This window comes from Nocardia sp. NPDC055053 (genome assembly GCF_053608285.1).
Genome location: NZ_JBSGVD010000005.1, coordinates 123,250 through 149,099, shown reverse-complemented (window position 1 = coordinate 149,099; position 25,850 = coordinate 123,250). Strand labels below are relative to the sequence as shown.

Here is a 25,850-nt window from a genome sequence, read left to right as displayed (position 1 = left end):
TCGGTCCCGTCGATGATCGCGCCTCCTGTCAGCAGATCCGTGGCAATTGCTCTCCGGCGGGCAGATCCACCACCCGGGTGCCGCCCAGGGCGGTGCGGGCGACCACTATGCCCGGATGGTCCTCGACGCAGACACCGATGGCTTCGGCGCGCGCGCCCAGCGGGTGCGCACGCAGGGCCGCGAGCACTCGGTCGGCGTCCTCGGGGGCGACGAACGCGATCAGCTTTCCCTCGTTGGCGACATACATCGGATCGAGGCCGAGCAGGCCGCACGCATCACGGACCGCGTCGGGTACGGGCAGTTTCCGTTCATCCAGTGCCACACCGACTTTCGCGACACCCGCGATCTCGTTGAGTGTCGCCGCGACCCCGCCGCGCGTCGGGTCGCGCAGCACGTGCACGTCGGCGCCGGTGGCCAGCATCGCGGCGACCAGTCCGTTGAGCGGCGCGGTGTCGCTGCAGACGGTAGTGCCGAATTCGAGGCCCTCACGGCAGCTCATCACCGCGACGCCATGCACCCCGATGTCACCGCTGACGAGCACGACGTCGCCGGGACGGGCCCGCTGCGGGCGGATGTCGATGCCGTCGTCGACGATGCCGATGCCCGCGGTGTTGATGAAGATGCCGTCGCCGTGGCCGGAGTCGACCACCTTGGTGTCGCCGGTGACCAGCTTGACGCCCGCCGCGAGGGCGGCGGTGCCGACGGCCTCGGCGACCCGGGCGATCTCGGCGAGCGCGGTGCCTTCTTCGAGGATGAACGCCGTGGACAACACCATCGGGCGCGCGCCTGCCATGGCCAGGTCGTTGACGGTGCCGTTGACTGCCAGGTCCCCGATCGACCCGCCGGGAAACGCCAGGGGTTTCACGACGAAGGAGTCGGTCGAGAAGGCCAGCCGCGCGCCGCCGAGGGTGAGCACCGCCGAATCACCCATGCCCGCCTCGGCGGCGGAGCCGAACGCGGGCAGGAACAGGTGCTCGATCAGCTCACCCGACATCGCTCCCCCGCCACCGTGACCCATCACGATGGTCGGTGAGTCGCGCAGCGGCATGGGGCACACCCAGCTGTCCATGTCGAGCCTGACCGCCGCGTTGTCCTCACGCATGAGCCACCTCCGCGGGCAGATCGAGGCGCCGGTACAGGTAGTAGGCCGCGCAGGCGCCTTCGGAGGAGACCATGGTGGCCCCCAACGGGTTCCGCGGTGTGCACTGCTTGCCGAAGGCGGCGCATTCGTGCGGCTTGATCAGCCCCTGCAGCACCTCGCCGGAGCGGCAGATCGAGGACTCCGCGGTGTGCAGGTCGGTGACCGCGAACCGGTGCTCGGCGTCGTAGGCGAGGTAGCGTTCGGAGAGACGCCAGCCGCTGTTCGGGATCACACCGATCCCGCGCCAGGCGCGGTCGGTGACTTCGAAGACGTCGGTGAGCATCGTCTTCGCGGCCGGGTTGCCTTCGGCGCGGACCGCGCGGGGATAGGCGTTCTCGAGTTCGTGCCTGCCGTTCTCGAGCTGGGTCACGGTGCGCCGGATGCCTTCCAGGATGTCGAGAGGCTCGAATCCGGTGACCACCATCGGTACCCCGTACTTGTCGGCCAGCGGCGGATACTCCTCGGTGCCCATCACACTGCAAACGTGCCCGGCGGCCAGGAAGCCCTGGACCCGGCAGCTCGGCGATTCCATGATCGCGGCGATGGCGGGTGGGACGAGCACGTGGGAGACCAGCAGCGAGAAGTTCTCGATGCCAAGCCGTTTGGCCTGATAGACGGTCATCGCGTTGGCCGGTGCGGTGGTCTCGAAGCCAATACCGAAGAACACCACCTGCCGGTCCGGGTTCTGCCGGGCGATGGTCAGCGCGTCCAGGGGCGAGTACACCACCCGCACGTCACCGCCCTCGCTCTTGACCCGGAACAGATCGCGTTCGCTGCCGGGGACCCGGAGCATGTCGCCGAAGGAACAGAAGATCACCCCGGGCTGCGCGGCGATCTCGAGCGCCTTGTCGATCACCTCGAGCGGGGTGACGCACACGGGGCAGCCGGGGCCGTGGATCATCTCGATCTCGTTCGGCAGCAGCTGGTCGATGCCGTGGCGGATGATCGAATGAGTCTGTCCGCCACAAACTTCCATGATGGCCCACCGCTGGGAGGTGGCCGCGCGGATCTGGTCGAGCAAGTTCTTCGCCAGGTCGGGATTGCTGAATTCGTCGAGATACTTCATGACGTCACCTCCGTGTCGTCGTCGGCGCCGGAGTCGGTCGCTGCCGGTTCTGCCGTGGGATCGGGGAGCCCGGATTGTCTGGCGGCGAGGGCGAACCCGTCGCCGAACTCCTCGTTGAGCACACCGAGGTGCTCGAATTCGGCCAGTGTGCGCAACGCCGATTCCTCGTCGAGGCGCTGGATGGCGAAGCCGACGTGGACCACCACGTAGTCGCCGATCGCCGCGTCCGGAATGTATTCCAGGCACACGTCTTTGTGCACGCCGCCGAAGTCGACGACCGACATCATGGTGCCGTCGCGTTCGTGCAGGCTGAGCACCTTTCCCGGGACTGCCAGGCACATCGCTGCTCTCCTTTCGCTCAACCCGCACCGGCGGCGAGTAGTTGCCCGAACGCGAGACCACCGTCGTTGGGCGGCAGTCTGCGATGGGTGATGACATGGAACCCGTTGTCGCGCAACACAGTGCGTGCCGCCGAGAGCAGCAGCGCGTTCTGGAACACCCCACCCGAGAGCGCGACGGTCGTCGGGGACGGTGCGAAATCCAGGGCGAGGTCGAGGACCAGCGCGGCCACGGCGTGATGGAAGCGGGCGGCGATCACGGCCGCCGGGACGCCCTGGGCGGCGTCGGTGACCACGGCGGCCACAACCGGGGCCGGGTCGATCACGGCCGGGTCGGCGGTGTGATCGAGGCCGAACCGGTAGGTGCGGGAGCCGGGGCCGGCGCCACGCGCGACGGCCTCCAGCTCGATCGCGGCCTGGGCTTCGTAGTCGACGGTGTGGCGGACGCCGGCCAGCGAGGACACGGCGTCGAAGAGCCGTCCCATGCTCGATGTCGGGGTGCACCCGAAGCCGGAGCCGAATTGGTGTGCCAGCACCGCTCGTTCGTCGGTGGGGCAGGCGGCGACCGAGGCGATCGTGTCCGACCAGTCCAGTCGCGCGGACCACAGATGCGCCAGCGCCATCCGGTAGGGCCGGTGCACACTCACGTCCCCGCCCGCCAGCGGCACGTACTTCAGGTGCGCGAGCCGGCGGTAGCCCTTGTACCCGGCGGCCAGGACTTCACCGCCCCAGATGGCGCCGTCGGGTCCGAATCCGGTGCCGTCGAACGCGATCCCGGTGACCGTGTCCGACGCGCCGAGTCCGTGTTCGCCCATGACCGCGGCGATGTGCGCGTGGTGATGCTGGACGGTGTGTACCGGACGGCCTTCGGCGTGGGTGCGCGCCCAGGTGGTGGATCGGTAGCGCGGGTGCGCGTCGGCGACGAGCTGGGTGGGTTGGACCCCGGTCAGTTCCGCGAGGTGCTCGGCGGCGAAGCCGAAAGCGCGCAGGGTGGCCAGGTCGTCCATGTCGCCGATGTGCTGGCTGAGCCACGCGTAGCGGCCGTCGCCGACCGCGCAGGTGTTCTTCAGGTCCGCGCCGACAGCGAGCGTCGGCGGTACCGGGACGGGCAGGGTCAGCGGAAGTGGCGCGTAGCCGCGCGACCGGCGCAGCGGCAGCTCGATGCCGTCGACGACACGCACCACCGAGTCGTCGCACGGGGTGAGGATGCGGCGATCGTGGGAGAGCCAGCCATCGGCGAGTTCGGCGAGCCGGGTGCGGGCATCGGAGTCGTCGTAGCAGATCGGTTCGCCACCGAGATTGCCCGAAGTCATCACCAGTACCCGCGGGCCGGGCGGGTCGCCGGGGAGCCCGAACAGCAGCAGGTGCAGTGGCGTGTAGGCGAGCAGCACACCGAGATCGGGGTTGCGTGGCGCGATCGAGGGGGCGAGGGCGTCGGCGGTACGAGGCAGCAGGACGATCGGCCGTTGGGGGCCGCTGAGCAATGCGGCGGCGCTGTCGTCGACCTCGGCGATCGCGCGCGCCCCGGCCAGGTCGGCGACCATGACTGCGAACGGTTTGTCGCCGCGCCGCTTTCGGCGGCGCAGGGTGGCCACGGCGTCCTCGTTGGTGGCGTCGCAGGCGAGGTGGTAGCCGCCGATGCCCTTCACGGCGAGAATTCCTCCCTCGCGTAAGAGGTTTCGTGCCGACTCCACTGGGTCTCCCTGCCCGGAGTAGGTCAGGCGGGGGCCGCAGTCGGGGCAGGCGATGGGCTGGGCGTGGAAGCGCCGGTCGGCCGGGTCGGCGTACTCGACGGCGCAGCGCCGGCACATCGGGAAGTCGGCCATCGACGTGCTGGGCCGGTCGTAGGGCAGTTCGGCGATGATGGTGAACCGGGGTCCGCAGTTGGTGCAGTTGATGAAGGGGTGGCGGTAGCGGCGGTCGGTGGGATCGACCAGTTCGGCGGCGCAGTCGTCGCAGATCGCGACGTCGGGTGAAGCCAGGGTGCGGCCACCGCCGTCGCGGGTGGTGTCGGCGATGCGGAATCCGGTGCCGCCGAGGAGCGCAATCGTGCGCTGCTCGACCGATTCGACGACGGCCAGCGGTGGGGGGTGCTCGCGCAGACGGCGCGCGAACTCGTCCAGATCGGCAGGCGCGCCTTCGATCTCGATGATCACTCCCGAGCTGTCGTTGGCCACCGCCCCGGACAGGGACAGCTCGGCGGCGGTGGTGTAGACGAAGGGCCGGAAGCCGACGCCCTGCACCACCCCGCAGACCACGAGGCGACGGCGTTGCCGGTCGGCGGTCATGGCTGTTCACCTCGTCCGAGCAGGTTCAACCCGGCCAGCGCGGTGGCGGCACCGGCCTCGTCGGTCTTCTCGACCGCCAGACCCATGTGGATGATCACCCAGTCACCGGGATGCACCGGATCCTCCTCCAGCAGGCCGATATTCACCTTGCGGTCCTCGCCGGAGACCGTGACCAGGGCGAGCTGCCCGTGGTAGCCGTCGAGGATCTCCACGACCTGTCCTGGGATACCGAGGCACATGGTTCATCCCTCCGATCGGTTCGACGGGGTGAGTGGCTCGCGCGGGTCGGTGGCCAGTCGGGTGAGCACCTCGGCCACCGCGGCAATCGCCGGGTCGACCGCGGCGAGGACCGGCGCGGATAGTCCGATGCCCTCCTCGACCGAGTGGACCTGGCAGCCGATGACAACGGTCGGTGGCAGGGTCCCGCCGAGCGCGCGCACGCTCGCGAACACGGCGTCGGGGTTCATGGCGTGCGCGTCGAGTTGCGCAGCGCCGGCGGCGTCGGGTTCGGCGTGGAAGACCGAGAGCGCGCCGGGGGTACCGCGGTCGGGAATCGCGTCGACGAGCACCAGCGCGTCCCAGGGGTCGAGCAGGTCGTAGGCCAGGTGCATGCCGCGGATGCCGTAGTCGACCACGCGCACGTCCGCACCGTGCGGCGGGAGCCGTCGCACCACTTCGGGCCCGAAACCGTCGTCGCCGAGGAAGATGTTGCCGATCCCGGCGACGAGCACTCGTGCCGTCATCTCACATCCGGCGAATCTTCAAGTAGCGCTGCAGGTCCGGTATCGAGCGGACGCCGAGGATCGCGGCGGCAGCGGCGACCACGGCCGCGAATCCGACGGCGATCATTCCTATGGTGGCCATGACTGACCTCTTCTCTCATTCTCGTGGGCTGTCGAGTGGTTCGATCTCCTCCGGGGCGAAATACAGGTAGCGGCCGTACCATTCGTGCAGTTCGGCGGCGGGGTCGTCCTCGATGACCACGCCGACGTGCGCCTGCCCGTCGACATCGGCGTGCACCGTGACGACCCGGGCGACCCTGCCGTCGTAGAACAGGTCGTGGGCGTCGGCGCGCCGCGACGGATGCAGGCGGACCCTGGTGCCGTTGCGTACCTTGACCGCGCCGACCATGACCGCGTCGGACTCGGGCCGAACAGCGTTGTCGGCCATCGGATCCCACCAGTCGACGCCGTCGGGCACCTCCGGGATCAGGGCGGCGGATTCGGCGTGTGGATCCCGCAGGACCCCATGCAACTGCTGCAGGGCCTCCGGGGTCATGGCGTCGCAGCGGTCGATGATCTGGGCGGCCCGTTGATCGGTCGCGCGGGCTTCGGCCTTCTCCTGATCGGTCATGGTCATCACCCGCAGGGTGAGGATCTCGTCGATCTCGGTGGAGTCGAACAGCGGTCCATCGCTCTGCTCGGCGATCTCGGGGTGGTCGTAGAGGATGATCGGGGAGATCAGCACGATGCTGTGGTCGCCGGGCGGTCCGGCCAGGACCGGGAAGCAGCGGTGCTGGACACAGCGGGCCACGGCGGCTTCGGCATCGGGCGGGGGTTCGAGCAGCGAGACGAACGAGCCGTCGTCGATGTCGGCGATGACGTGCGCGCCGATCAGCGAGCGGGCCATGGACTCCTCCCGATCGGTCGCCGGGGCACCGATATTGCGCAGGGTGACGCTCAGACGCGTCCATCGCCCGTCGGGTTCCACCGACACCTGGACCTCACCGTCGAGGTGCACGCGGCTCCGGACCAGCCGACCGGCCGGTGACCCGTCGGCGCCGGGGATCACCTCGAGATCGGTTCCGGCCGGAATCGAGAAGCGTGCCGTCGCAGCGATCAGCCGCAGCGGACCGATCCGCTCCTCGCATTCGACCGCTTCGTCCCAGCTGATCCACGATCGGCCGTCGACGACGAGCTCGGCGACCGGGACTCCCCCGGCGTCCTCGACCGTGCGGCGCTGCAGGTGCAGGAACCGGACGGTCAGGGTGATCGAGGCGTGCTCGTCCGCGTCGAGCAGGCATTGGGCCGACAGTTCCGCATCCTCACCGAGGCCTGCCGCGGCGGCCCCGGCCGGGCCGAGGACACCGAACTGCCAGCGCGACTGGTTCTTGGCCGAGTTCGCCCGGTACGGGTACAGCAGGTAGCCCTCGTAGAGCACCGCGTCGGCGACCGCGCGTGCCCTGGCCCGTGATCTCGTCAGCTCCGTACTCATGAGCTGTCCTCGGCGGTGTCGAGCAGGCGGGTCACCGCGTCGTCGAAGCCGAGCAGCCCGTGGCCGGACTTGTAGGCGGCGATCGCGTCGAGGGTGTCGCGGCGCAGGCGCAGCCAGCCCGAGTTCGGGAAGTGCGCGGCCATCAGGTCGCCCCACACCGAGACCGGCATCTGGAACTTGTCCTCGCGGTCCCACGGTATCTGCTGCACCGCGAAACCTGTGGCGCCGCGGATGAATACGGTGCCGCTGAACAGGAAGATCAGGGGCACCGTCCCTTCGCGCAGGGCGTGCAGATATTTGGACCCGGTCACCTCGAAGTCGTAGGTGCACGGCATCGGCAGGTCGACTTGAGCCCCGCCGTGGAATCCGGGAACCATGGTGGCGCAGTGCATCCAGAGGAAGGAACGCTGGGTGTCACGCCAGCGTTCGCGTGGCCCGAACAGGTCGAGCAGGCCTGCGCTCTCCTCGTCGGTGTAGCCGCGCCGGTGCGGTTCGATCCGCACCTGCGCGCGTAAGGCGATGGCGTGCACCGGTTCCTCGGCGAGCGCGGCGATCCCGACGCGCGCTGTCAGGGTCGGCGTTACGGCGTAGGGCTCGGGTGCGATGCCGAGCACCGCGAAGGTCGTCGAGTAGGCCGGGCACATCACACACCACCCGGCCGGGCGCGCGCCGACACCGCGGCGAAGAACTCGTCGAGATACCGGTGCACGTCCTGGCCGCCGTCGAACCCGCGCCACAGCAACCGCATGTGGCCGACGAACTCGTAGCAGGCGTCGATGGGCAGGAGCAGGCAGGCGGCCTCTGCGGTGCCGCGCTCGGGGACCCGGATCATCAGCGCCTCGACATCGGGGAGGGCCACGTCGATCTCCGGGTGCCGGTCGAGCACCGTGCGCCACTGGTCGAGGGGCAGTTCGGATTCGGTGGCCCCCATCGGTCCCGGATAGAACGCGACGGTGCGGCCCAGCGCGGAATTGTCGAAGAAGAACGCCAGACCGACCGGGATCTCGAGCGCGTCCCACTCGCCGTGGCTGATGGTGAACTCCGGGAAGCGCAGGTACCGGTCGGGCACCGCCCGATACCGCAGGGTGGCGTTCTGGTCGGTGAACAGCAGGTAGCAGCCCCGGCATACACACAGCAGCTGACGTCCTTCGATATTCACCACGTGCTGGTGCTCGGCGGCGATGGACTCCGCGCACATCTCACACCGTTCGCCCGCAGGCACGGCGGGCTTGCGGTCGACGGTGAGGCGCCGCAGCACCCCCAGCGGAGAACTCACCCGCCCACCCCCACCGGGACGGCCACCGACAGTTCACCGGCGCGCACCAGCACCGGCAGCGGTTCCAGATGGCCGTCGCCGTCGACCCGGGCACCGGCGTGGACGGCGTCGTAGTGCGCTCGGCACCTCGGGCAGCGCAGGACCGCGTCACCGACCGGGAATCCATCCCGCCGCTGCAGCGCGGCACCGGCCAGGGAGTTGTCACACGACGGGCAGTGGTCGCGGTAGACGAACAGCTCCTCACCGACCCGGCAGGCGAGCACCGCGTGCCCGCCGATGGAGAAACCGCCGACTTCGCCGGCACCGAGCTCACCCAGCTCCGGAACGGCGATCCAGCTCCCGTGGTGCTCGCCCACCGGGCGGGCCTCGGCGTGTACCCGCGCGAACAGTGAGTCGGCGGAGATCAGGGCGTCGGTCGACTCCGGTTGCGCGGCAGCCACTTCGATCGACTCGATCTCCGGCGCCGCGGCGCGCACCGCGTCCTCCACCGCCAGTTCCAGGGTCACCGAGGACGAGGGGCAGGTGCGGCAGCTACCGGACAATTCGAGACGCACGACGCCGTCGGTCACGCTCAGCAGTTCGACATCACCACCGTGGGACCCCAGGTACGGGCGCACACTGTCGAGCGCCGCGCGGACGCGGGTGTGCACGTCATGCGGGTGCAGGCCGTGCACCAGCAGCAGGCTCGCGACGAGATCGTCGGCGGCGAGCCGATCGCGCACGTCGTCGTCGACGAGCGCGAGGACCCGTGCCAGTCCGGCGCCGTAGAGGTCGGCGACCTCGCGCACCAGTTGCTCGGCACGTTCACGGGCGACGACCCCACCCGCCGAACTCGCGTTCAGCAGGGTCTCGATCCGCTCGCCTGCGCCGCGCCATCGGTCTTGGTCGATCGCTGCCTCGTCGTGCTCCCCCGGCCGATCCGGCATCACCGTTACTCCCCGGTGAGTGTCTGGGTGGGCGAGTGGAGTTTCTCCAGCGTCTTGCCGTTGCCGAGGTACATGTGCACCCCGCACGGCAGGCAGGGATCGAAGCTGCGCACGGTGCGCATGATGTCGATGCCCTTGAAGTGCTCGCGGTCGTTCTCCTCGAAGATCGGCTGGCCCTGTACCGCGTCCTCGTACGGGCCCGGCGTGCCGAAACTGTCGCGGGGGTTGGCATTCCACGGCGTCGGCGGATACGGGTGGTAGTTGGCGATCTTGCCTTCCCTGATCACCATGTGATGGGACAGCACTCCGCGTACCGCCTCGGTGAACCCGCAACCGATGCCCTCCTCCGGAACCTCGAAGTGCTCCCATGTCTTCGTCCGCCCCGCTCTGATCTCCCCGAGCGCCTGCTCCGCGAAGTGCAGCGCACAAGCCGCGGCGTAGGCCTGGAAGTAGGTGCGGGCGCGATCGCGTTCGATGGTGTTGCTGCCGAACGCGGGGATCTTCCATTCGAAGCTGACCGGGCCCTTCAACGCGGTCTTGGGCAGGTTGATCTGCACACTGTGCCCGGTGGACTTCACGTAGCCGATATCGACCAGCCCCGCCAGCGCCGTCGCCCACAGCCGGGCCAACGGCCCGCCCCCGGTGTCGAGCGCCAGATGGTCGGTGCCGTCGAACCAGCGCGGCGACATCACCCAGCTGTACTTGTCGTCCATGTCGCGCTTCTGCGGCTTGGGGTTGGTGTGCTGATTCCAGGGGTGGCGCCGGTCGACCGGATTGCCGAGCGGGTCGGTCTTCACGAACATCTCCTGGTCGGTCCAGTCGTCGTAATACGAACTGCCCAACAGGATTCGGATGCCGAGATTGATGTCGACCAGGGAGGTGGTCAGCAGTTTCCCGTCGACGACGATGCCGGGGGTGACGAACATCCGCCTGCCCCACTCTTCCATGTCCTTGTACTCGAAATTGCACACCTCCGGGTCCTGGAACGAGCCCCAGCAACCCAGCAGGGTGCGCCGCAATCCGACCTTTTCGTACCCGGGGAGCGCCTCGTAGAAGAAATCGAAGAGGTCGTCATGCATCGGCACGACCTTCTTCATGAATTCGACGTAGCGCATCAGGCGCGTCATGTAGTCGGTCATCAGCTGGATCGTCGCGACGGTTCCGACGCCGCCGGGATACAGGGTCGACGGGTGCACGTGCCTGCCCTCCATCAGGCAGAACATCTCGCGGGTGTAGCGGCTGACCTGCAATGCCTCCCGGTAGAACTCGCCGGTGAACGGATTGAGCGCGCGCATGATGTCGGCGATGGTGCGGTAGCCGTGCTCGCCCGAATGCGGGGCCGGGGTCTTCTCCGCCTGCGCGAGGACACCGGGGTTGGTCTCGGCGACCATCTTCTCGCAGAAATCCACGCCGACCAGATTCTCCTGGAAGATGTTGTGGTCGAACATGTATTCCGCGGCCTCACCGAGATTGACGATCCACTCGCCCAGGTGCGGCGGTTTCACCCCGTAGGCCATGTTCTGGGTGTAGCACGAACAGGTGGCGTGATTGTCGCCGCAGATACCGCAGATGCGGCTGGTGATGAAGTGCGCGTCGCGGGGATCCTTGCCCCGCATGAAGATCGAGTAGCCGCGGAAGATGGACGAGGTGCTGTGACACTCGACCACTTCACGGTTGTCGAAATCGATCTTGGTATAGATTCCCAGGCTGCCGACGATGCGGGTGATCGGGTCCCAGGCCATTTCGACGAGGCTGTCGGGATCGATCCTCTTGTGTGACGGCTCGGGGATGATGGCAGTCATTCCAATCGCCTCCTACCAGGTGCGGGTGGCGCCGGATTCCAGCTTCTCGCCCTTGTGCCGCCAACGCGGCTCCTTGTCCACCGTGCGTCCGGTGATGTGGCGCAGGCTGCGGATCACCGACCCGTACAGCCCTGATGCCGTCGAAGAGATCTTCCCGCCGGGCGGCTCGTCCATGAACGGCATGAATTTGTCCGGGAATCCCGGCATGGTGCAGCCGATGCAGATGCCGCCCACATTCGGGCAGCCACCGACGCCGTTGATCCAGCCACGCTTGGGGACGTTGCATTTGACCACCGGGCCCCAACATCCCAGTTTCACAATGCATTTCGGGGAGCCGTACTCGTCGGCGAAGTCGCCTTCCTCGTAGTAGCCTGCCCGATCACAGCCTTCGTGGACGGTGGCGCCGAACAACCATTTCGGGCGCAGCGCCTCGTCGAGGGGGATCATCGGCGCCTGTCCGGTGGCCATGTAGAGCAGGTAGGTCAGTGTTTCGGACATGTTGTCCGGGTGGGCGGGGCAACCGGGCACGCACACGATCGGGATTCCGGCCTTGGATTTCCAGTCCCAGCCGAGGTAGTCGGGCACGCCCATCGCGCCGGTGGGGTTACCCGCCATGGCGTGGATGCCGCCGTAGGTGGCACAGGTACCGACCGCGACCACCGCGGTGGCCTTCGGGGTCAGCCGATCGAGCCACGCACTGGTCGTCATCGGCTGACCGGTGGCGGGATCGTTGCCGAAGCCGCACCAGTAGCCCTCCGCGTGGAGCTGTTCGTTCGGGATGGAGCCTTCCACGACGAGTACGAACGGTTCGAGTTCACCGCGGTCGGCTTTGAAGAACCATTCGAGGAAATCGTCGGCGCCGCCGGTGGGACCGCATTCGAAATCGATCAACGGCCAGTGCACCGCGATCTGCGGGAGCCCAGGAAGAGCGCCGAGCGCGATCTCCTCGATACTGGGCTGTGTCGCTGCTGTCAGCGCGACCGAATCACCGTCACAACCGAGGCCTGCGTTGATCCACAGCACGTGGATCAGGGCCTGTTCTGCTTTGATTGCTTCCTGGGTGGGCATGGGCTGTGCCACTTTCTGAAGCGGGGCATCGCAGGCCCGGGAGCCTGCGACGTGATCCTGATCACGTCAGTCTATGTCGCTGGTGAGTGATCCTCAATAGTTGCCGAGCGCTGCAGCCGGAGCCAGTCATACCACTGCGCCAGACCGGAACCGCTGGTCACCGACAGTGGCAGGATCTGCGCGTGCGGGTTGATCGCCGTCGCGTATTCCCGGCATTTGTCCAGGTCGAAGTCGACATAGGGCAGCAGGTCGATCTTGTTGACGAGGACCAGGGACGCCGCGGCGAACATGTGCGGATACTTCAGCGGCTTGTCGGTGCCCTCGGCCACCGAGATAACCACGACTTTGCCCCGCTCGCCGAGGTCGAACAATGCCGGGCACACCAGGTTGCCGACGTTCTCGACGAACAGCAGCGTGCCGGGCGCGGGGTCGAGGGACTCGAGCGCGCGGTAGGTCATCTCGGCGTCGAGATGACAGCCCGCGCCGGTATTGATCTGCACGACCCGACAGCCCGTCGCCCCGATCCGCTCGGCGTCGAGCAGGGTCGCCTGATCACCCTCGATCACCGCGATCGGCACCTCGGTGAACTCGCGGATCGTGCGTTCGAGCAGCGTGGTCTTGCCCGCACCGGGCGAGCTGGTCATGTTCAGCGCCAGGATGTCGCGGGCGGCGAGCCAGTCACGGTTGCGCTCGGCCAGCAGGTCGTTCTTGGCCAGGACTTTCTGTTCGAGGGTGACGGTCTCGGTCACCGGCAGGTGCACGTGCTCCCCGCCGTGACCATGACTGTGCCGGTGCGGCTCGTGCTCGTGCTCGTCCTCGTGCTCGTGCTCGTGCTCGTCCTCGTGCTCGTGCTCGTGCGGGAGGGTGATCACCGCGGCGTTGTCGTCGCCACATCCACAGGTTGCGCACATTCTCGGCTCACTTCCATCGACCGGATTCGGAGTTCGTGCCCAGCTCTGATCTCGACATCGGCGCTGCCGCACTCGCACAGGGCGATCGGCTCGACCATGGTGAACTCGGCGCCACAGCTTCGGCAGGCCGCACGCCCTGGTACCGCGTCGATCTCGAGGCGCGCGCCCTCGGCGAGAGTTCCCTCGGCGGCGAGTTCGAAGCAGAACTGCATCGCTTCCGGAACGACCGCACACAGCACGCCCACTTCCAGGAGCACGCTGTGCACGCGCGCGCCCGCCGCGTGTTCGCAGACGGCGTCGATGACACTCTGGGTGATCGCCATTTCGTGCATCGCAGTCCCGGCTCGTCGAGGGATGAACCCATTGCTGAGGCTACTCCTCGGCAACCCGCCGGCGCGATGGCCGAACGCTCAGCTGAGACGGTGTGCGGCGAGCAGGTCAGCATCGCCGAGGATGTCGGCGGTGGGGCCGTTGGCGACGACCTCGCCCGCGTCGAGGATGACGACCCGATCGCAGATCCGTTGCGCGTAGGGCAGATCATGGGTCACCACGAGCATGGTGGTTGGCAGCGACAGCAGGATCTCGGCCAGCTCGCGGCGTGCCACCGGATCGAGGTTGGCGGCCGGTTCGTCGAGCACGAGAACCTCGGGCCTGCACGACAGCACCGTCGCCAGCGCGGCGCGACGGCGTTCCCCGAGCGACAGGTGCGCCGGTGAGCGCCCGGCCCGATCCGTCATCCCCACCGCGTCGAGCGCCTCGCGCACACGTTCGGCGAGAGCCTCGCCGCGGACGCCGAAATTGGCGGGCCCGAACGCGACGTCCTGTTCCACGGTCGGCATGAACAACTGGTCGTCGGGGTCCTGGAACACCACCCCGACCCGTTGCCGGATGGCGCGGACACTGTCGCGGTCCAGCCGCATACCACCGATGTGCACCTGCCCCGAAGCGGCGGTGAGCGCCCCGTTCAGGTGCAACATCAGCGTGGACTTGCCTGCCCCGTTGGGCCCGAGGACCGCCACCCGCTCCCCTACCGCGATCTGCAGGTTCACCCCGTTCAGCGCGCCGGTCCCGTCGGGATAGGCGAAGGTCAGATCGACCACACGCACCGCGGGTGTCATCGGTTCGGTCACCGCACCATCCAAGCACCGGCGCAGACGGCGATCGCCGCGGCCGCCGGCAGACAGCCGAGCAGCCATTGCCTGCCGGTGGCGGGCCGGGTGCCGACATCGGGTACGGCGCCGTCGAATCCGCGCGACAGCATCGCCAGATGGACCCGTTCGCCGCGTTCGTAGGATCGCAGGAACAGTATGCCCGCGCCGCGTGCGGTTGCACCGGCTTGGCGCAGGGTGCGCGGGTCGTCACCCCGCGAGATCCGCGCCAGCCGCATCCGCGCCGCCTCGGCCACCAGCACGTCGACATAGCGCAGCATCAGCACCACGATCATGACGATCGTGCCCGGCACGCGTAGCCGCGTCAGCCCTTCGGGCAAGGCGCGCACGCTCGTCGTCGCGGCCAATGTCAGTGAGATACCCACGCCGATAGTGCCTTTCGCGATGATCCCCCACGCGGCGTAGAGGCCGGTCACCGACAGCGACAGCCCGAGGACCTCGGTGCGCGGTTCCCCGGCGGCGAAGGGCAGCAGGATCGCCAGCACGACGAACGGCAACTCGATGAGCAGCCGTGGCGCGATCCAGCGCACCGGGATTCCCCACCATCGCCACAGCGCGACCAAGCCAAGGGCATAGCAGCCGAACGGCCACAACAACTCCCGCGGTGTCGCCACGACCGCGAACACCGCGACCACCGCGCAGACGATCTTCACCTCGGCAGGCACCCGATGCGCCGGCGAATTCCCCACCAGGTACAACCGGTGGACCGGGCCGCTCACCTACTCCGGCTCCGCATCCGACCGCGCCGCGACATCACCCGCACGGGCCGCCGGGCGCGTCGCGCTTCGCCCGATCCGGATCGTGCGGACCACCGCGAACAGCACGGCGAAGGCGGCCACGACACCGACGATGCCAGCCAGACCGGCCAGATCGCTGTTGCCGCCGATCGTGTAGTCCGCCAGCGGTGAACCGGCGAACCGGTGTTCCTCGGCGCTCTGGGCGATGCACTCACCATGCAGTTCCTCGGCGCCGTTCACCTCGACCGTGGTGCACCCGCGCTGGGTGGTGGCGTCGAGCCCGTCGGGCTGTGAACTCGCGGCATAGGACAGCACACCCGCGACGAGCACCGCGGCCGCGGCGAACGCCCACAGGAAACCGGTGAACGACAACCGGGCGCGAGCGGGAGATGCTGCGGCGGAGCCTGATTCCGCCGCACGCAGCACATAGACCAGGTCCGGTCGTGCGTTCGCCACGGCCACCACGGTGATCGCGGTGATGATGCCTTCACCGATCCCGATCAGCGCGTGCGTGACGAACATGTACCCCACGACGGCACCGACCGTGGAGCCCGCGGCGCCGCCGATCGCGTACTCGACGACGAAACCCATCGCGGCGCACAGGGTTCCGATGAGCGCGGCGACGAAGGCCACGATGCCCATGCCGGTATCGGTCCGTCGGCGAAGCAGCGCAACCCCACCGCGGGCGACCAGATATCCCGCCACGACACCGAGGAGTGCCATGTTGGTGATGTTGGTGCCGAGTGCGGTCAGCCCGCCGTCGGCGAACAGCAGCGCCTGGACGACCAGCACGATCGCCACGCACAACGCCCCGAGGTAGGGCCCGACCAGAATGGCGGCCAGCGCCCCGCCCAGCAGGTGCCCGCTCACGCCGGGCAGGATCGGGAAGTTCACCATCTGCACCGCGAAGATGAACGCGGCCACCAGCCCCGCCATCGGCGCCGCGCGCTCATCGAGTTCCGCCCGCGCTCGCCAGCCCGCGAACCCGAGCCCCATGGCCGCGATCCCCGCGAAGATCAGCGACGTCGGCGCATCGACGATCCCGTCGCTCATGTGCATTGCCACGGTGCTGCCGTTCACCTATCAGAACACTACGCCCTTTATCTGTCCAAGTGAACAGATAAAGGGATGTCCGACCACGACACCGGCCTGGATGCGACCCGGGTGCGATGCGACTAGAATCCGATGATGGAGCGCCGCAGCGAAGCCGCGCGCAGCCGTCATGGACGTGATCGCCGGTCGCCCTTCGACCGGTTCGTCGAGCAGGCCGAGCTGCGAGTGAGTCAGGCTCCGTTCTTCTTCCTCTGCGCCGGAATCGTCGCCGCGTGGCTGATCAGTGTGCCGTGGTGGACGGATCTCAAAACCTGGCAGGTTGCCATCCACACTGTGGCGAGCGTCTTCACCCTGCTGTTGGTGGTGCTGCTCGAGAACGCCGGCCGCCGCGCGAGCGAGGCCGCGCAGGAGAAACTCAACGTCATCGCCGAGGCCTTGGCCGCGCTCCTGACCTCCTCCGCGTCCACCGATCCCGAACTCCGCGCGGCCGCGGACCGGCTGCGGGAAGCCGTCGGACTCGAAGAACGCCACTGACCAGACGGCTCCGAGTCGACCCGACTGGCAAACACATTCGCCGAGGCCGGACCGTCGTCGACGACGGCGGCGTCGGCGGCGCGCTGACAGCGGCCTCTGGGCACTGCCCGGACACAAGAAACCCCTCCGACCGAGGCAGGAGGGGTTTCGGTCAGAGCTCAGTCCGCGGACACTTCGCTGCGGTCACCGCTCCACAGCGTGTGGAACTTGCCCTCAGCGTCGACGCGCTCGTACGTGTGTGCGCCGAAGAAATCGCGCTGACCTTGCGTCAGTGCGGCCGGCAGTCGCTCTGCGCGCAGAGCGTCGTAATAGGACAGCGAGGAGGCGAACGCCGGGACCGGGATCCCGAGCAGGGTGGCGGTGGACACCACGCGGCGCCAGCTGTCGATCGCCGTCTCGATCGCCTGTCGGAAGTACGGCGCGAGGATCAAACTCGGCAGGGCGGGGTCCTGCTCGTAGGCTTCCTTGATCCGGTTCAGGAACCGGGCCCGGATGATGCAGCCGCCGCGCCAGATCGTCGCCAGGTCACCCGGGCGCAGATCCCAGCCGTACTCGGCGCTGCCCGCGGCGATCTGGTCGAAGCCCTGTGCGTAGGCCACGACCTTGGACGCGTACAGCGCCTGCCGGATGTCCTCGGTGAACTGCTCGACATCGGTGGGCTTGCCGGCAAGTGTGCCCGACGCGAGACCCACCGCGGCTTTGCGCTGGGCGCGGGATCCGGACAGCGCCCTGGCGAAGACCGCCTCCGCGATGCCGGTCACCGGCACGCCGAGATCGAGCGCGGACTTGACCGTCCAGCGGCCGGTGCCCTTCTGCTCGGCCGCGTCGACGATGACGTCGACCAGCGGCTCGCCGGTCTTCGCGTCGACCTGCGCGAGCACCTCGGCGGTGATCTCGACCAGATAGCTCTCCAGGTCCCCGGAGTTCCACTGCGTGAACACGTCGGCGATCTGCCCGGCGTCGAGGCCGAGCGCGTCACGGAACAGGTGGTAGGCCTCGCCGATCAACTGCATATCGGCGTATTCGATGCCGTTGTGCACCATCTTGACGAAGTGCCCGGAACCGTCGGGGCCGATGTGGGTGCAGCACGGCGTGCCGTCGACCTGCGCCGCGATCGACTCCAGCAACGGGCCGAGCGACTCGTAGGACTCCTTCGGCCCGCCGGGCATGATCGCGGGACCGTTGAGTGCGCCCTCCTCGCCACCGGAGATGCCCGCACCGACGAAGTTCAGGCCGCGCCCGCGCAGAGCGGCCTCGCGCCGGATGGTGTCGGTGTAGAGGGCGTTGCCGCCGTCGATGATGATGTCGCCCGGCTCCATCACCGCGGCCAGCTCCTCGATGACGGTGTCGGTCGCCTCGCCCGCCTTGACCATGATCAGCACCCGCCGCGGCTTCTCCAGCGCGGCGACGAACTCCTCGACGGTCTCGGTGCGGACGAAATCGCCGTCACCGCCGTGCTCGGCGAGCAGCGCGTCGGTCTTGGCCACCGAACGGTTGTGCAGCGCGACGGTATAGCCGTGCTTGGCGAAGTTGCGGGCGATATTGCTGCCCATCACGGCCAGGCCGGTGACACCGATGTGTGCACGCGCGGTAGAGGTCGACATTGATCAGCTCTCTTCGTTCGGCGGGTCCGACGGGTGCGGAAGACGGCTTCCTTGGCAGCCAAGTTACTTGGCACCGATCCGCGGCCGAACACTTACCACCCTCACCGGGGCTCCGCACGGAACCGGGCGTAGTCCGCGTGTCGGCGGTCGCTGCTAGTGTCGGTCGAGTTCTGACACGGGGTGTCTCGCGACCGCGAGGCTGAGAACAGACCCGCTGAACCTGTTCAGGTAATGCTGACGAAGGGATGTCACGGTGTTGCGCGCCCACACCACAAATACCGGCCTGTTCACCGATCACCTCTGGGACCGGACCAAAGTCCTCCGGAGTGCGATCGACGACCTGGAATTCCTGCGGCACCTCGGGGAGGGCACGTTGCCGCTCGAGGTGTTCCGCACCTACATCGAGCAGGATTCGCTGTATCTCACCGGATACTCGAAGGCGCTGGCGATTCTCGCCGCCAAGTCGCCGGACCCGCAGACCGCGGCCTTCTGGGCGACCTCGTCCGCGAACGCCGCCACTGTCGAGTCGGCCATGCACGACCAGCTGCTCACCGGTGGGGCGCTGCCCCCTCGGCAGGGTGAGCCGGAGCATTCGCAGACTTGCCTGGCCTATGTCTCCTACCTGATCGCCGCCGCCGCGACCGAGTCCTACGCCGTCGCCGCGGCGGCCGCGCTGCCGTGCTTCTGGATCTATGCCGAAGTGGGACGCGACCTGGCCGAGAGCGCTGCGAAGGTGATCGCGGCGGACCCCGCCCACCCGTACGCCCAGTGGGTCACCACCTACGGCGCGGCGGAGTTCCAGCAGGCCGCGGCCACGGCTCGATCGCTGGTCGACGCCGCCGCCGAGTCGGCGAACGAGCACGAGCGAGCGGCGATGGAGAAGGCATTCATCCTCGCCGTGCGCTACGAGTTGATGTTCTGGGACACCGCCCTGCATCCGCAGCCCTGGCCTGCCGCATGAGCGGGCGTGTTCGCCGCGCACTCGCGGTCATGGCCACCGTCGTCGCGACCCTGTCGCTGCTCACCGCCTGCGGTTCGGGCGGCGGCTCCGATCACACCATCCGGTTCGCGCTGGACTGGACGCCGAATACCAACCACGCCGGGCTCTACGTCGCGTTGCAGCGCGGCTACTTCGCCGACGCCGGTCTGGATGTGCAGGTCCTGCCGTACAACAACACCTCGGTCGACACGATGGTCGATGCCGGAAACGCGGAATTCGGGATCAGTACCCACAATTCGTCGACCTTCGCCCGCGCGTCGGGTGCGCAGGTCAAGTCGGTGCTCGCCCCGCTGCAGCACTGGGCGACGGGCATCGGGGTGCGCGCCGATCGCGCCGACCTCGCGAGCCCGAAGGACCTCGACGGCAAGACCTACGCCGGTTTCGGCGACCCTGGCGAGCGGGAGGCGCTGCAGCAGGTCATCCGCAACGACGGTGGCACCGGCGATTTCACCTCGGTGGTGCTGGGTTCGTCGGCGTACGAAGCGGTCTACTCCGGCAAGGCGGATTTCACCGTCTCGTATCTGGCGTGGGAAGGGATCGAAGCCGAACACCACGGCACCCCGATGCGGTACTTCCGGTACACGGACTTCGGTTTCCCGGACGCCTACGCGATCGTGATCGACGCCAACGAGGGCTGGCTGGCCGAGAACCCGGACCGCGCCGCGAAATTCGTGCAGGCGCTGCAACGCGGCTACCAGTTCGCCGCGGACAATCCGGACGCGGCGGCCCAGGATCTCATCGATGCCAATCCGGGCGCGTTCAACGACGAGGCGCTGGTCTTCGAGAGCCAGCGCATGCTGGCCGCGCAGTTCATGAAGGACGCCGAGGGCAAGGTGGGCACCCAGACGGCGGAGCAGTGGTCGGCGAATTCCGGCTTCCTGTACCGGGGCGGCCTGCTGACCGGCCCCGACGGAAAGCCGCTGACCACCGAACCCGACTGGTCGACATATTTCACCAATGAGTACCTCGTCAACCGGTGAGCTGTCCGTAGCCGCGTCGCCGCTGGTCCCCACCGGCGACGACGGCGGGACGGCCCGCTGGGCTGGGATCCGGTGGGCGGTGCCGTCGTTCGTCACGGTGGTGGTGCTGGTCGCGATCTGGCAGGTCTACGTCACGAGCAGTGGTGTCCGTCCGCAGGTCCTGCCGTCTCCCCTGCGGGTCGTTCAGCAGGGTTGGGCACACCGGGACGAGATCAGTTCCCATGCGGCCGCCACCTTGCAGGTGACGCTGGCCGGGTTCGCGGTGTCGCTGACACTGGCATGGGTGCTGGCAGTGGTCGTGGACTTCTCGCCCTGGCTGCGGCGTGCGTTGGTGCCGCTGTTCGTCGCGTCGCAGACCGTGCCGATCGTCGCGATCGCACCGCTGATGATCATCTGGTTCGGGTTCGGTCTGCTGCCGAAGGTCTTGGTGGTCGCGCTGGTCACCTTCTTCCCCATGGCCATCGGCCTGATCGAGGGATTCGCCGCGGCCGACCGTGACGCGGGCGCGCTGCTGCGGAGCATGGGCGCCTCCCGGCTGCAGGAGTTCCGTTATGTGCGACTGCCGTCCGCGCTGCCACGGTTCTTCACGGCGCTGCGGATCGGGATCACCTATGCGGTCGTCGGCGCGGTGTTCGCCGAGTATGTCGGCGCGAGCGTCGGTCTCGGCATCTATATGAGCTTGCAGAAGAATTCGTTCCGCACCGACCTGGTATTGGCGGCGGTACTGGTCACGGCGCTGCTGAGCATCACGCTCTACCTGTCGACGTTCGCGATCGAACGCCTCGTCGCGCCGTGGTCGCGCGCGCAGAACAGGAGCCGACGTGACTGACGCCGGGGACGACCGCATCGTCGTCGACCATCTCACCAAGTCGTTTCCGCAGCCAGGTCGGCGCAGCCCGGCCCTCGAGGTGCTGGGTGGGGTGTCGTTCACGGTCCGATCGGGCGAGTTCGTGACCGTCATCGGGCCGAGCGGTTGCGGCAAGAGCACCGTGTTCAACATGCTGGCCGGACTGGAATCCCCCGACTCCGGCAGCGTCGGCTTCCGCGCGGCCGACGGCGAGGACACCGCATCGCACTGCGCCTACATGCCGCAGAAGGACCTGCTGTTCCCCTGGCGAACCATCCTCGACAACACCATCCTCGGCCTGCGTGTCCAGGGTGTCCCGAAAGCGGAGGCCCGGCGCCGCGCCCGCGAACTGTTCCCGGTCTTCGGCCTGTCCGGTTTCGAGGACGCCCGCCCGTTCCAGTTGTCGGGCGGGATGCGACAGCGGGCCGCGCTGCTGCGGACCGTCGTCCAGGAGCGCGAACTACTGCTGCTCGACGAACCCTTCGGCGCGCTCGACTCGCTGACCCGCACCGAGATGCAGTCGTGGTTACAGGAGGTCTGGCAGCGCTACCGCTGGATGGTCCTGATGATCACCCACGATGTCCGTGAGGCGGTGTACCTGTCGGACCGCGTGCTCGTACTGTCGGCGCGCCCGGCCACCGTGCGCTACGAACTGCGCATCGACCTGCCACGGCCGCGCGGGTTGTCCACGATCACCGCCCCCGAATTCGTCGCGCTGGAAGAGAAACTTCTCGCGATCCTGCACGAGGAGTCGCGTCGGGCGCTGGCGGAACAGCGCTAGCTCGACCGCTCGGTGCAGGGTCGATCCGCCCACCACGGTGTGCCGGTGGTCAGTGCCCGAGCGACGGATCCCAGCGGTTGGCGAGCAGTGTGAAGCTCGGGAGGTCCTCCAGCGAGGTCAACGCCTCGTAGATGCGCTCGTACCGTGTCGAGGCGATCCGCCACACCCCATCCGGATCGCGACGATAGGTGTCGGAATAGTATCCGCCACCACGGATCTGCACTTTCGCGCCCGGCACGAGAACAGTGTCCTCGAACGCCCAGGAACCCTTCGCGGTATCGCCATCGACCTCGATCTCGGGATGGTTGGCGATGTGGATCGTGACGATCCCAGGCCCGAGGTTCTTCTCCATGAACGCCACGACGCCGGCCCGATTGTCGAAATGCAGCGGCCCGGCCATGGCCTGAGTGCCATAGCGCGCGGAGACGTCCTCGGCGAGGCAGTCCGCGAACTCGTCCCACAGCTTCAGGTCGAGTGTGCGGAAGTAGCAGTGCTTGAGACGCTTGATCTCCTCGATCGCGACAAGGTCCATGGCCGGAGTGTAGAACGCGTTCTAGATCCGAGTGGGCGTTCGGCCGACGTTCGGCCTCTTCGCCGTCCTGGGTCTCGCCGGTCTGCCGACAGTGGGCACCGCCTCTCCCGCGCTCGCGGACCGCTCGGTGCGAGATGCGACCGTCGCGGACCTGTACATCCGGGACGCGGACCCGTCGCTCGACGCCGTCGCCGGGCAGTTCGCGGCGCTGTGGAACCCGAATCTGCCGATGAGCGCGAAGGAAGAGGTCAGCTACCACGGTTCGACGGTCGGTCCGGCACTGCGGGGCATTCTGTCCCAAGTCGACATCACCGCCGACCGGATCATGATCATGGGCTGCGGGCGAATTCTCTCCGATGCGGGCAGCGACGAGACCATAGCGCTCGGCTCGGGCCCGCGCCGCCTCGAATCGGCGTACCTGGCGGTCACCCGCGGCAGCGTCGAGTATCTCGGCGACACCGGCGCGCCGGGTGAGGTGGAACAGTGAGCGCGACAGTGGATCTCGGCCGCGCGGTCCGGAGCGAACTGGCGAAACTGTCCTGGCGCAGCCCGGTGTGGTTCGCGATCGTGCCGATCGCCGTATTGCTGCCGATCGTCCTGAACGCGAGCTTGGCGATCGCCACTCGGATGAACAAGGTCAACGGCAGCGGCGGCATGGACACCAACAATGCCGGCTACTGGGTGATGATCTTCTCGACGATCGTGCTTATGTCGGCGGGCGTCTCCTCGCTCAGCAACGAATTCAAATACGCGACAGTGGAATTGGTCTACTGCGCGCAGACACGGCGATGTTCCCCGACGTGTGGGGACAGGTCGAGCTGACCTCGGCGGCCGGTCTCCGATTGCTGTGGGGGCTTTCGGTTTTCGCGTTCTTCGTCTCCGCATCGGGGATCGGGATCGCCGGGCTGATACCACGTCCGGGCGTGGTCGTCGGTGTGGTGCCGCTGTGGAAGTTCGGCATCGAAACGTTCTCCGCCATGCTGCCGGTGAAGGTCGGGAACATCGTCGCGCAGTGGATGCCGTTCACGAACGGCGAACTGGGCGCAGGCCAGTACCCGACGATGCGCCCGATCTTCGGCGGCGCCAACGGTTCGCTGGCGTATTTCGCGATCATCGCATCGGTGTTCTTCGTGCTCGGGCACGATACGGCTTTCCCGACGCGATTTCACCACGGACTGATCGGCGGATCGGGTTCCGCGAAATGCGCGTTCTACGCGCCGCTATCGAAAGACGCTCATGAAGATGAGGTTCGCGATAATGTCGGACTGGCTCCAGGTGTTTCCGAGGCCGTCGTTCCGTTCGGCATAGACCCACGCTCCGACGTTGAACGTATAGGTGTTGCCTGGGCGCATCGTCCAGAACACGTCGATGGTCGCCCCAGGACCGAATCCGCCGCTGCTGTAGACGTCGACCTCATTGCTGACTCGCTTACGCCAGCGTTTGTCGGTGGCGGAGGTGACGAAGTTGCCGTTCTCGAAAACCGAGAGATCGGTACCGCCCTCCGCGGTGGCGTCGCCGCCGAACCCGGCGCCGACCGTGTAGTGGTCGTCGGTCGTCCGGTACGCGCGACCCATCACGGAGACCTCATGATCGGTATGCAGCGTGACCCCGAATCCGGCGCGCGCGTACACGAATTCCTCGGCGCCGCTGATCTTCGGGCCGGCGCGGCCGTCGATGGCTACCTGGCCGTCGTCGCGATCGACAACGATCTTGAACGGTCTGCCGCCTGCCGGGTCGTGCCACGCCCACTCGAAGTCATACGGGATCCCGAAGATCTGGGTGCCTGCCCGGATATCGAGCGTTGTTTCCGGGTGGTTCCCGTGCGAGTCGGTGCGCTGCGGGTGTACCAGATCCTCGTCGAACGGTACCGGCGTTTCGTCCGCTTTTCGCAGTATGTCCGCTGTGTCCGGATCCTGTTGCGCCAGTCGTATCAGGGGGGCGTAGAGCGCCCGCGAGATCGCGGTCTGTTCGGCGGCGTCGGCACGCCTGCGCGCGGTCTCCGCGGAGGAACGTTCGATCATGCTTTCGATCGATTTCTCCACGAAACGGCGGTGCTCGGCGGGAAAACCCGGTGAGTAGCGGATCTGCGACGTGGCAGGTTCCGTGCGGGGAGCCGGCGTCGTGGTCGATGTCATGAGTGCACCTCCAAATGGTGTTGTGCTCTCGTCAGCCTGCGCCTTCGAACGCGGGTTCGTCACGCGTAGTCGGCTACCCCATGACTCGTTCACCAAGAAACACCACCGGGACCGCGGCGAAGGTGCCGCCTCCGGCAGGACTGCGCGGAGGCGGCGAATTCGCACTAGTTTGCGTGCAGATACACCGGAATACCGGTGTGCCCGTTGGAGATGAAACTCTGCACCGGCGCCAGCTCGTCCGGGCTCGTGGCCAGGCTCATCTCGGGGAACCGGTCGAACAGCGCAGGCAGCGCAACGGCGGCTTCGAGGCGGGCCAGCGATGCGCCGATGCAGTGGTGCGCCCCGTGGCCGAAGGCGAGGTGCTGCTCGCGGGTGGCCCGGGTGGGGTCGAACTCGGCGGTGTCGGCGCCGTGTATTTTCGGGTCACGGCTGGCACCGGCGTAGGAGGCCAGGATGGCCTCGCCCTTGCCGATCCGATGCCCACCGGCGATATCGATGTCCTCGACCGCGTACCGCAGCGGCAGGTGCGCCACCGGTGCCTGGAAGCGCAGCGTCTCCTCCACCACGTCCGCCCACGACACAGCACCCGCGGCGACCGCGGCACGCTGCTCAGGATGGGTGAGCAGGGCGACGATCGCCTGGTCGAGCAAATTGACCGTCGTCTCGTGACCGGCGTTGATGACCAGCATCAGCGTGTCGACGAGTTCCTTCTCGGACAGTGTGGAGCCGTGGTCCTCGTCGCGCGTGGCGATCAGCACGCTGGTGACGTCATCGCCGGGATGCTCACGACGGAAGGCGACGAGTTCGCTGACCAATCGGTACATTTCGAGGTAGTTGGCCTGTGCCTGCTCGGCGGTGAACGAGCCGTCGAAGAAGCCGTCGACACACTTGTGCAGCGCGGGCCCCAGCTCGTCGGGCACACCGAGCAGCTCGGTGATCACCCGGATCGGCACCGGGTAGGCGAAGCCGGTGCGCAGATCGACCGGCTCGCCGGCCGGGACGGCGGCCAGCGCGTCGAGCAGACTCTCGGTGATCTCGGCGATCCGCGGACGTAGCGCGGTGCTGCGACGGTGGCTGAACGCCGGGGAGACCAGCCGGCGCAGCCTACGGTGATCAGGCCCGTAGGCGGTGAACATGTTGTCCACCGCCACCCACGGCAGCAGCGGCCACGCCTCGGTGATCTCGCCGTTGATGAACGACATCCAGTGCTGTCGAGGGTCTTTCGACACCCGAGGGTCGGCGAGCAGGCTCCGGAGTACGGCCTGATCGGTCACCGACCAGGCGGGCACGCCACCGGGCAACTCGACCAGCGCCACCGGGCCGCGCTGCTGAATGCGTGCCGACTCACCTTGGATGTCGGCACCGGTCGGATCCAGCACGATCGGTTCCATGACATTCTCCTCCATATCAGGGACCGCGGCCCGTGATCGGTAGTGCCGCAGCCGGTT

Annotated in this window: 29 protein-coding genes, 1 pseudogene and 1 riboswitch; of the genes and pseudogenes, 8 read left to right on the top strand and 22 right to left on the bottom strand. The window is 67.8% G+C overall.

Features of this window, described 5'->3' with window-relative positions:
• Nucleotides 1-28: 28 nt before the first annotated feature.
• The 19 genes and pseudogenes from hypE to ACWF82_RS07175 form a co-directional block, all read right to left on the bottom strand.
• Nucleotides 29-1,102, bottom strand: coding sequence for a hydrogenase expression/formation protein HypE (hypE, locus tag ACWF82_RS07265; RefSeq protein ID WP_452498872.1), 1,074 nt, complete (start codon nt 1,100-1,102; stop codon nt 29-31).
• Nucleotides 1,095-2,207 (bottom strand): hydrogenase formation protein HypD, encoded by a 1,113-nt coding sequence (gene hypD, locus ACWF82_RS07260; RefSeq protein ID WP_379303040.1) that lies wholly within the window; start codon nt 2,205-2,207, stop codon nt 1,095-1,097. The genes hypE and hypD overlap by 8 nt, the downstream gene beginning before the upstream one ends.
• Nucleotides 2,204-2,548 carry a HypC/HybG/HupF family hydrogenase formation chaperone gene (locus ACWF82_RS07255; protein WP_452498870.1) on the bottom strand — a complete coding sequence of 115 codons (345 nt, stop codon included), beginning with the start codon at nt 2,546-2,548 and terminating at the stop codon, nt 2,204-2,206. The genes hypD and ACWF82_RS07255 overlap by 4 nt, the downstream gene beginning before the upstream one ends.
• Before the next feature lie 17 nt (nt 2,549-2,565).
• The gene (hypF, locus tag ACWF82_RS07250; RefSeq protein WP_452498868.1) at nt 2,566-4,833 is read right to left on the bottom strand and encodes a carbamoyltransferase HypF; all 2,268 of its coding nucleotides are present in this window, start codon (nt 4,831-4,833) and stop codon (nt 2,566-2,568) included.
• Complete coding sequence (locus ACWF82_RS07245) at nt 4,830-5,072, bottom strand: HypC/HybG/HupF family hydrogenase formation chaperone (RefSeq protein WP_357346664.1); 243 nt, start codon at nt 5,070-5,072, stop codon at nt 4,830-4,832. The genes hypF and ACWF82_RS07245 overlap by 4 nt, the downstream gene beginning before the upstream one ends.
• A 3-nt stretch (nt 5,073-5,075) precedes the next feature.
• Nucleotides 5,076-5,576, bottom strand: coding sequence for a hydrogenase maturation protease (locus tag ACWF82_RS07240; protein WP_452498865.1), 501 nt, complete (start codon nt 5,574-5,576; stop codon nt 5,076-5,078).
• Between the two features lies 1 nt (nt 5,577).
• Nucleotides 5,578-5,697, bottom strand: coding sequence for a DUF6893 family small protein (locus ACWF82_RS07235; protein WP_452498863.1), 120 nt, complete (start codon nt 5,695-5,697; stop codon nt 5,578-5,580).
• Nucleotides 5,698-5,712: 15 nt separating this feature from the next.
• Nucleotides 5,713-7,035, bottom strand: a complete 1,323-nt coding sequence (locus ACWF82_RS07230) for a hypothetical protein (protein WP_452499170.1) — start codon at nt 7,033-7,035, stop codon at nt 5,713-5,715.
• 8 nt (nt 7,036-7,043) lie between these two features.
• Nucleotides 7,044-7,691 (bottom strand): DUF6084 family protein, encoded by a 648-nt coding sequence (locus ACWF82_RS07225; protein ID WP_379303052.1) that lies wholly within the window; start codon nt 7,689-7,691, stop codon nt 7,044-7,046.
• Nucleotides 7,691-8,323: a DUF5947 family protein gene (locus ACWF82_RS07220; protein WP_379303054.1), complete on the bottom strand. Its 633-nt coding sequence runs from the start codon at nt 8,321-8,323 to the stop codon at nt 7,691-7,693. Before ACWF82_RS07220 ends, ACWF82_RS07225 begins: the two co-directional genes overlap by 1 nt.
• Nucleotides 8,320-9,249 (bottom strand): NifU family protein, encoded by a 930-nt coding sequence (locus tag ACWF82_RS07215; RefSeq protein ID WP_452498861.1) that lies wholly within the window; start codon nt 9,247-9,249, stop codon nt 8,320-8,322. Before ACWF82_RS07215 ends, ACWF82_RS07220 begins: the two co-directional genes overlap by 4 nt.
• A gap of 5 nt (nt 9,250-9,254) precedes the next feature.
• Nucleotides 9,255-11,051, bottom strand: coding sequence for a nickel-dependent hydrogenase large subunit (locus ACWF82_RS07210; RefSeq protein ID WP_452498859.1), 1,797 nt, complete (start codon nt 11,049-11,051; stop codon nt 9,255-9,257).
• 12 nt (nt 11,052-11,063) lie between these two features.
• A complete protein-coding gene (locus tag ACWF82_RS07205; RefSeq protein WP_452498857.1) occupies nt 11,064-12,119 on the bottom strand; it encodes an NADH-quinone oxidoreductase subunit B family protein in 1,056 nt (351 codons plus the stop codon).
• Nucleotides 12,120-12,190: 71 nt separating this feature from the next.
• Complete coding sequence (gene hypB, locus ACWF82_RS07200) at nt 12,191-13,030, bottom strand: hydrogenase nickel incorporation protein HypB (protein WP_452498855.1); 840 nt, start codon at nt 13,028-13,030, stop codon at nt 12,191-12,193.
• Nucleotides 12,988-13,362 carry a hydrogenase maturation nickel metallochaperone HypA/HybF gene (locus ACWF82_RS07195; protein ID WP_452498853.1) on the bottom strand — a complete coding sequence of 125 codons (375 nt, stop codon included), beginning with the start codon at nt 13,360-13,362 and terminating at the stop codon, nt 12,988-12,990. The genes hypB and ACWF82_RS07195 overlap by 43 nt, the downstream gene beginning before the upstream one ends.
• A gap of 78 nt (nt 13,363-13,440) precedes the next feature.
• Nucleotides 13,441-14,148: an energy-coupling factor ABC transporter ATP-binding protein gene (locus ACWF82_RS07190; RefSeq protein WP_452499168.1), complete on the bottom strand. Its 708-nt coding sequence runs from the start codon at nt 14,146-14,148 to the stop codon at nt 13,441-13,443.
• A gap of 8 nt (nt 14,149-14,156) precedes the next feature.
• Complete coding sequence (gene cbiQ, locus ACWF82_RS07185) at nt 14,157-14,918, bottom strand: cobalt ECF transporter T component CbiQ (RefSeq protein ID WP_452498851.1); 762 nt, start codon at nt 14,916-14,918, stop codon at nt 14,157-14,159.
• On the bottom strand, nt 14,919-15,362 hold the full coding sequence (locus ACWF82_RS07180) for a PDGLE domain-containing protein (protein ID WP_452499167.1): 444 nt from the start codon (nt 15,360-15,362) through the stop codon (nt 14,919-14,921).
• Nucleotides 15,342-16,016, bottom strand: a pseudogene (locus tag ACWF82_RS07175) (energy-coupling factor ABC transporter permease); the annotation flags it as partial. The pseudogene ACWF82_RS07175 and the gene ACWF82_RS07180, both read right to left, overlap by 21 nt.
• A gap of 108 nt (nt 16,017-16,124) precedes the next feature.
• Here ACWF82_RS07175 and ACWF82_RS07170 point away from each other — a divergent pair.
• A complete protein-coding gene (locus tag ACWF82_RS07170; RefSeq protein WP_452498849.1) occupies nt 16,125-16,523 on the top strand; it encodes a low affinity iron permease family protein in 399 nt (132 codons plus the stop codon).
• A gap of 158 nt (nt 16,524-16,681) precedes the next feature.
• Here the strand turns inward: ACWF82_RS07170 and gndA are convergent, their stop codons facing one another.
• Nucleotides 16,682-18,127 (bottom strand): NADP-dependent phosphogluconate dehydrogenase, encoded by a 1,446-nt coding sequence (gene gndA / locus ACWF82_RS07165; protein ID WP_452498847.1) that lies wholly within the window; start codon nt 18,125-18,127, stop codon nt 16,682-16,684.
• Nucleotides 18,128-18,293: 166 nt separating this feature from the next.
• Nucleotides 18,294-18,390, top strand: a riboswitch (TPP riboswitch).
• Here gndA and ACWF82_RS07160 point away from each other — a divergent pair.
• The 4 genes from ACWF82_RS07160 (at nt 18,381) to ACWF82_RS07145 (ending at nt 21,735) form a co-directional block, all read left to right on the top strand.
• Complete coding sequence (locus tag ACWF82_RS07160; RefSeq protein ID WP_452498845.1) at nt 18,381-19,088, top strand: TenA family protein; 708 nt, start codon at nt 18,381-18,383, stop codon at nt 19,086-19,088. It overlaps the preceding riboswitch by 10 nt.
• Entirely contained in the window at nt 19,085-20,107 is a 1,023-nt protein-coding gene (locus ACWF82_RS07155) for an ABC transporter substrate-binding protein (RefSeq protein ID WP_452498844.1), read from the top strand. The genes ACWF82_RS07160 and ACWF82_RS07155 overlap by 4 nt, the downstream gene beginning before the upstream one ends.
• Nucleotides 20,085-20,936, top strand: a complete 852-nt coding sequence (locus ACWF82_RS07150; protein WP_452498842.1) for an ABC transporter permease — start codon at nt 20,085-20,087, stop codon at nt 20,934-20,936. Before ACWF82_RS07155 ends, ACWF82_RS07150 begins: the two co-directional genes overlap by 23 nt.
• Complete coding sequence (locus tag ACWF82_RS07145) at nt 20,929-21,735, top strand: ABC transporter ATP-binding protein (protein WP_452498840.1); 807 nt, start codon at nt 20,929-20,931, stop codon at nt 21,733-21,735. Before ACWF82_RS07150 ends, ACWF82_RS07145 begins: the two co-directional genes overlap by 8 nt.
• A gap of 49 nt (nt 21,736-21,784) precedes the next feature.
• On the opposite strand, the gene ACWF82_RS07140 is transcribed toward ACWF82_RS07145, so the two are convergent.
• Entirely contained in the window at nt 21,785-22,267 is a 483-nt protein-coding gene (locus ACWF82_RS07140) for a nuclear transport factor 2 family protein (protein ID WP_452498838.1), read from the bottom strand.
• Between the two features lie 31 nt (nt 22,268-22,298).
• Between ACWF82_RS07140 and ACWF82_RS07135 the strand changes: the two genes are divergently transcribed.
• The 3 genes from ACWF82_RS07135 to ACWF82_RS07125 are packed head-to-tail and all read left to right on the top strand — an operon-like array spanning nt 22,299 to nt 24,342.
• Nucleotides 22,299-22,754, top strand: a complete 456-nt coding sequence (locus tag ACWF82_RS07135) for a hypothetical protein (protein ID WP_452498836.1) — start codon at nt 22,299-22,301, stop codon at nt 22,752-22,754.
• On the top strand, nt 22,751-23,089 hold the full coding sequence (locus ACWF82_RS07130; protein WP_452498834.1) for a hypothetical protein: 339 nt from the start codon (nt 22,751-22,753) through the stop codon (nt 23,087-23,089). The genes ACWF82_RS07135 and ACWF82_RS07130 overlap by 4 nt, the downstream gene beginning before the upstream one ends.
• A complete protein-coding gene (locus ACWF82_RS07125) occupies nt 23,056-24,342 on the top strand; it encodes a hypothetical protein (RefSeq protein WP_452498832.1) in 1,287 nt (428 codons plus the stop codon). Before ACWF82_RS07130 ends, ACWF82_RS07125 begins: the two co-directional genes overlap by 34 nt.
• 224 nt (nt 24,343-24,566) lie before the next feature.
• On the opposite strand, the gene ACWF82_RS07120 is transcribed toward ACWF82_RS07125, so the two are convergent.
• Entirely contained in the window at nt 24,567-25,793 is a 1,227-nt protein-coding gene (locus ACWF82_RS07120; protein ID WP_452498830.1) for a cytochrome P450 family protein, read from the bottom strand.
• Nucleotides 25,794-25,850 lie beyond the last annotated feature (57 nt).

Coding starts and splice junctions, on each gene's coding strand:
- hypE (WP_452498872.1), bottom strand. CDS start 1,102: ATGCGTGAGGACAACGCGGCGGTCAGGCTCGACATGGACAGCTGGGTG.
- hypD (WP_379303040.1), bottom strand. CDS start 2,207: ATGAAGTATCTCGACGAATTCAGCAATCCCGACCTGGCGAAGAACTTG.
- ACWF82_RS07255 (WP_452498870.1), bottom strand. CDS start 2,548: ATGTGCCTGGCAGTCCCGGGAAAGGTGCTCAGCCTGCACGAACGCGAC.
- hypF (WP_452498868.1), bottom strand. CDS start 4,833: ATGACCGCCGACCGGCAACGCCGTCGCCTCGTGGTCTGCGGGGTGGTG.
- ACWF82_RS07245 (WP_357346664.1), bottom strand. CDS start 5,072: ATGTGCCTCGGTATCCCAGGACAGGTCGTGGAGATCCTCGACGGCTAC.
- ACWF82_RS07240 (WP_452498865.1), bottom strand. CDS start 5,576: ATGACGGCACGAGTGCTCGTCGCCGGGATCGGCAACATCTTCCTCGGC.
- ACWF82_RS07235 (WP_452498863.1), bottom strand. CDS start 5,697: ATGGCCACCATAGGAATGATCGCCGTCGGATTCGCGGCCGTGGTCGCC.
- ACWF82_RS07225 (WP_379303052.1), bottom strand. CDS start 7,691: ATGTGCCCGGCCTACTCGACGACCTTCGCGGTGCTCGGCATCGCACCC.
- ACWF82_RS07215 (WP_452498861.1), bottom strand. CDS start 9,249: ATGCCGGATCGGCCGGGGGAGCACGACGAGGCAGCGATCGACCAAGAC.
- ACWF82_RS07210 (WP_452498859.1), bottom strand. CDS start 11,051: ATGACTGCCATCATCCCCGAGCCGTCACACAAGAGGATCGATCCCGAC.
- ACWF82_RS07205 (WP_452498857.1), bottom strand. CDS start 12,119: ATGCCCACCCAGGAAGCAATCAAAGCAGAACAGGCCCTGATCCACGTG.
- hypB (WP_452498855.1), bottom strand. CDS start 13,030: ATGTGCGCAACCTGTGGATGTGGCGACGACAACGCCGCGGTGATCACC.
- ACWF82_RS07195 (WP_452498853.1), bottom strand. CDS start 13,362: ATGCACGAAATGGCGATCACCCAGAGTGTCATCGACGCCGTCTGCGAA.
- ACWF82_RS07190 (WP_452499168.1), bottom strand. CDS start 14,148: ATGACACCCGCGGTGCGTGTGGTCGATCTGACCTTCGCCTATCCCGAC.
- ACWF82_RS07170 (WP_452498849.1), top strand. CDS start 16,125: ATGGAGCGCCGCAGCGAAGCCGCGCGCAGCCGTCATGGACGTGATCGC.
- gndA (WP_452498847.1), bottom strand. CDS start 18,127: ATGTCGACCTCTACCGCGCGTGCACACATCGGTGTCACCGGCCTGGCC.
- ACWF82_RS07155 (WP_452498844.1), top strand. CDS start 19,085: ATGAGCGGGCGTGTTCGCCGCGCACTCGCGGTCATGGCCACCGTCGTC.
- ACWF82_RS07150 (WP_452498842.1), top strand. CDS start 20,085: ATGAGTACCTCGTCAACCGGTGAGCTGTCCGTAGCCGCGTCGCCGCTG.
- ACWF82_RS07140 (WP_452498838.1), bottom strand. CDS start 22,267: ATGGACCTTGTCGCGATCGAGGAGATCAAGCGTCTCAAGCACTGCTAC.
- ACWF82_RS07125 (WP_452498832.1), top strand. CDS start 23,056: ATGTTCCCCGACGTGTGGGGACAGGTCGAGCTGACCTCGGCGGCCGGT.
- ACWF82_RS07120 (WP_452498830.1), bottom strand. CDS start 25,793: ATGGAACCGATCGTGCTGGATCCGACCGGTGCCGACATCCAAGGTGAG.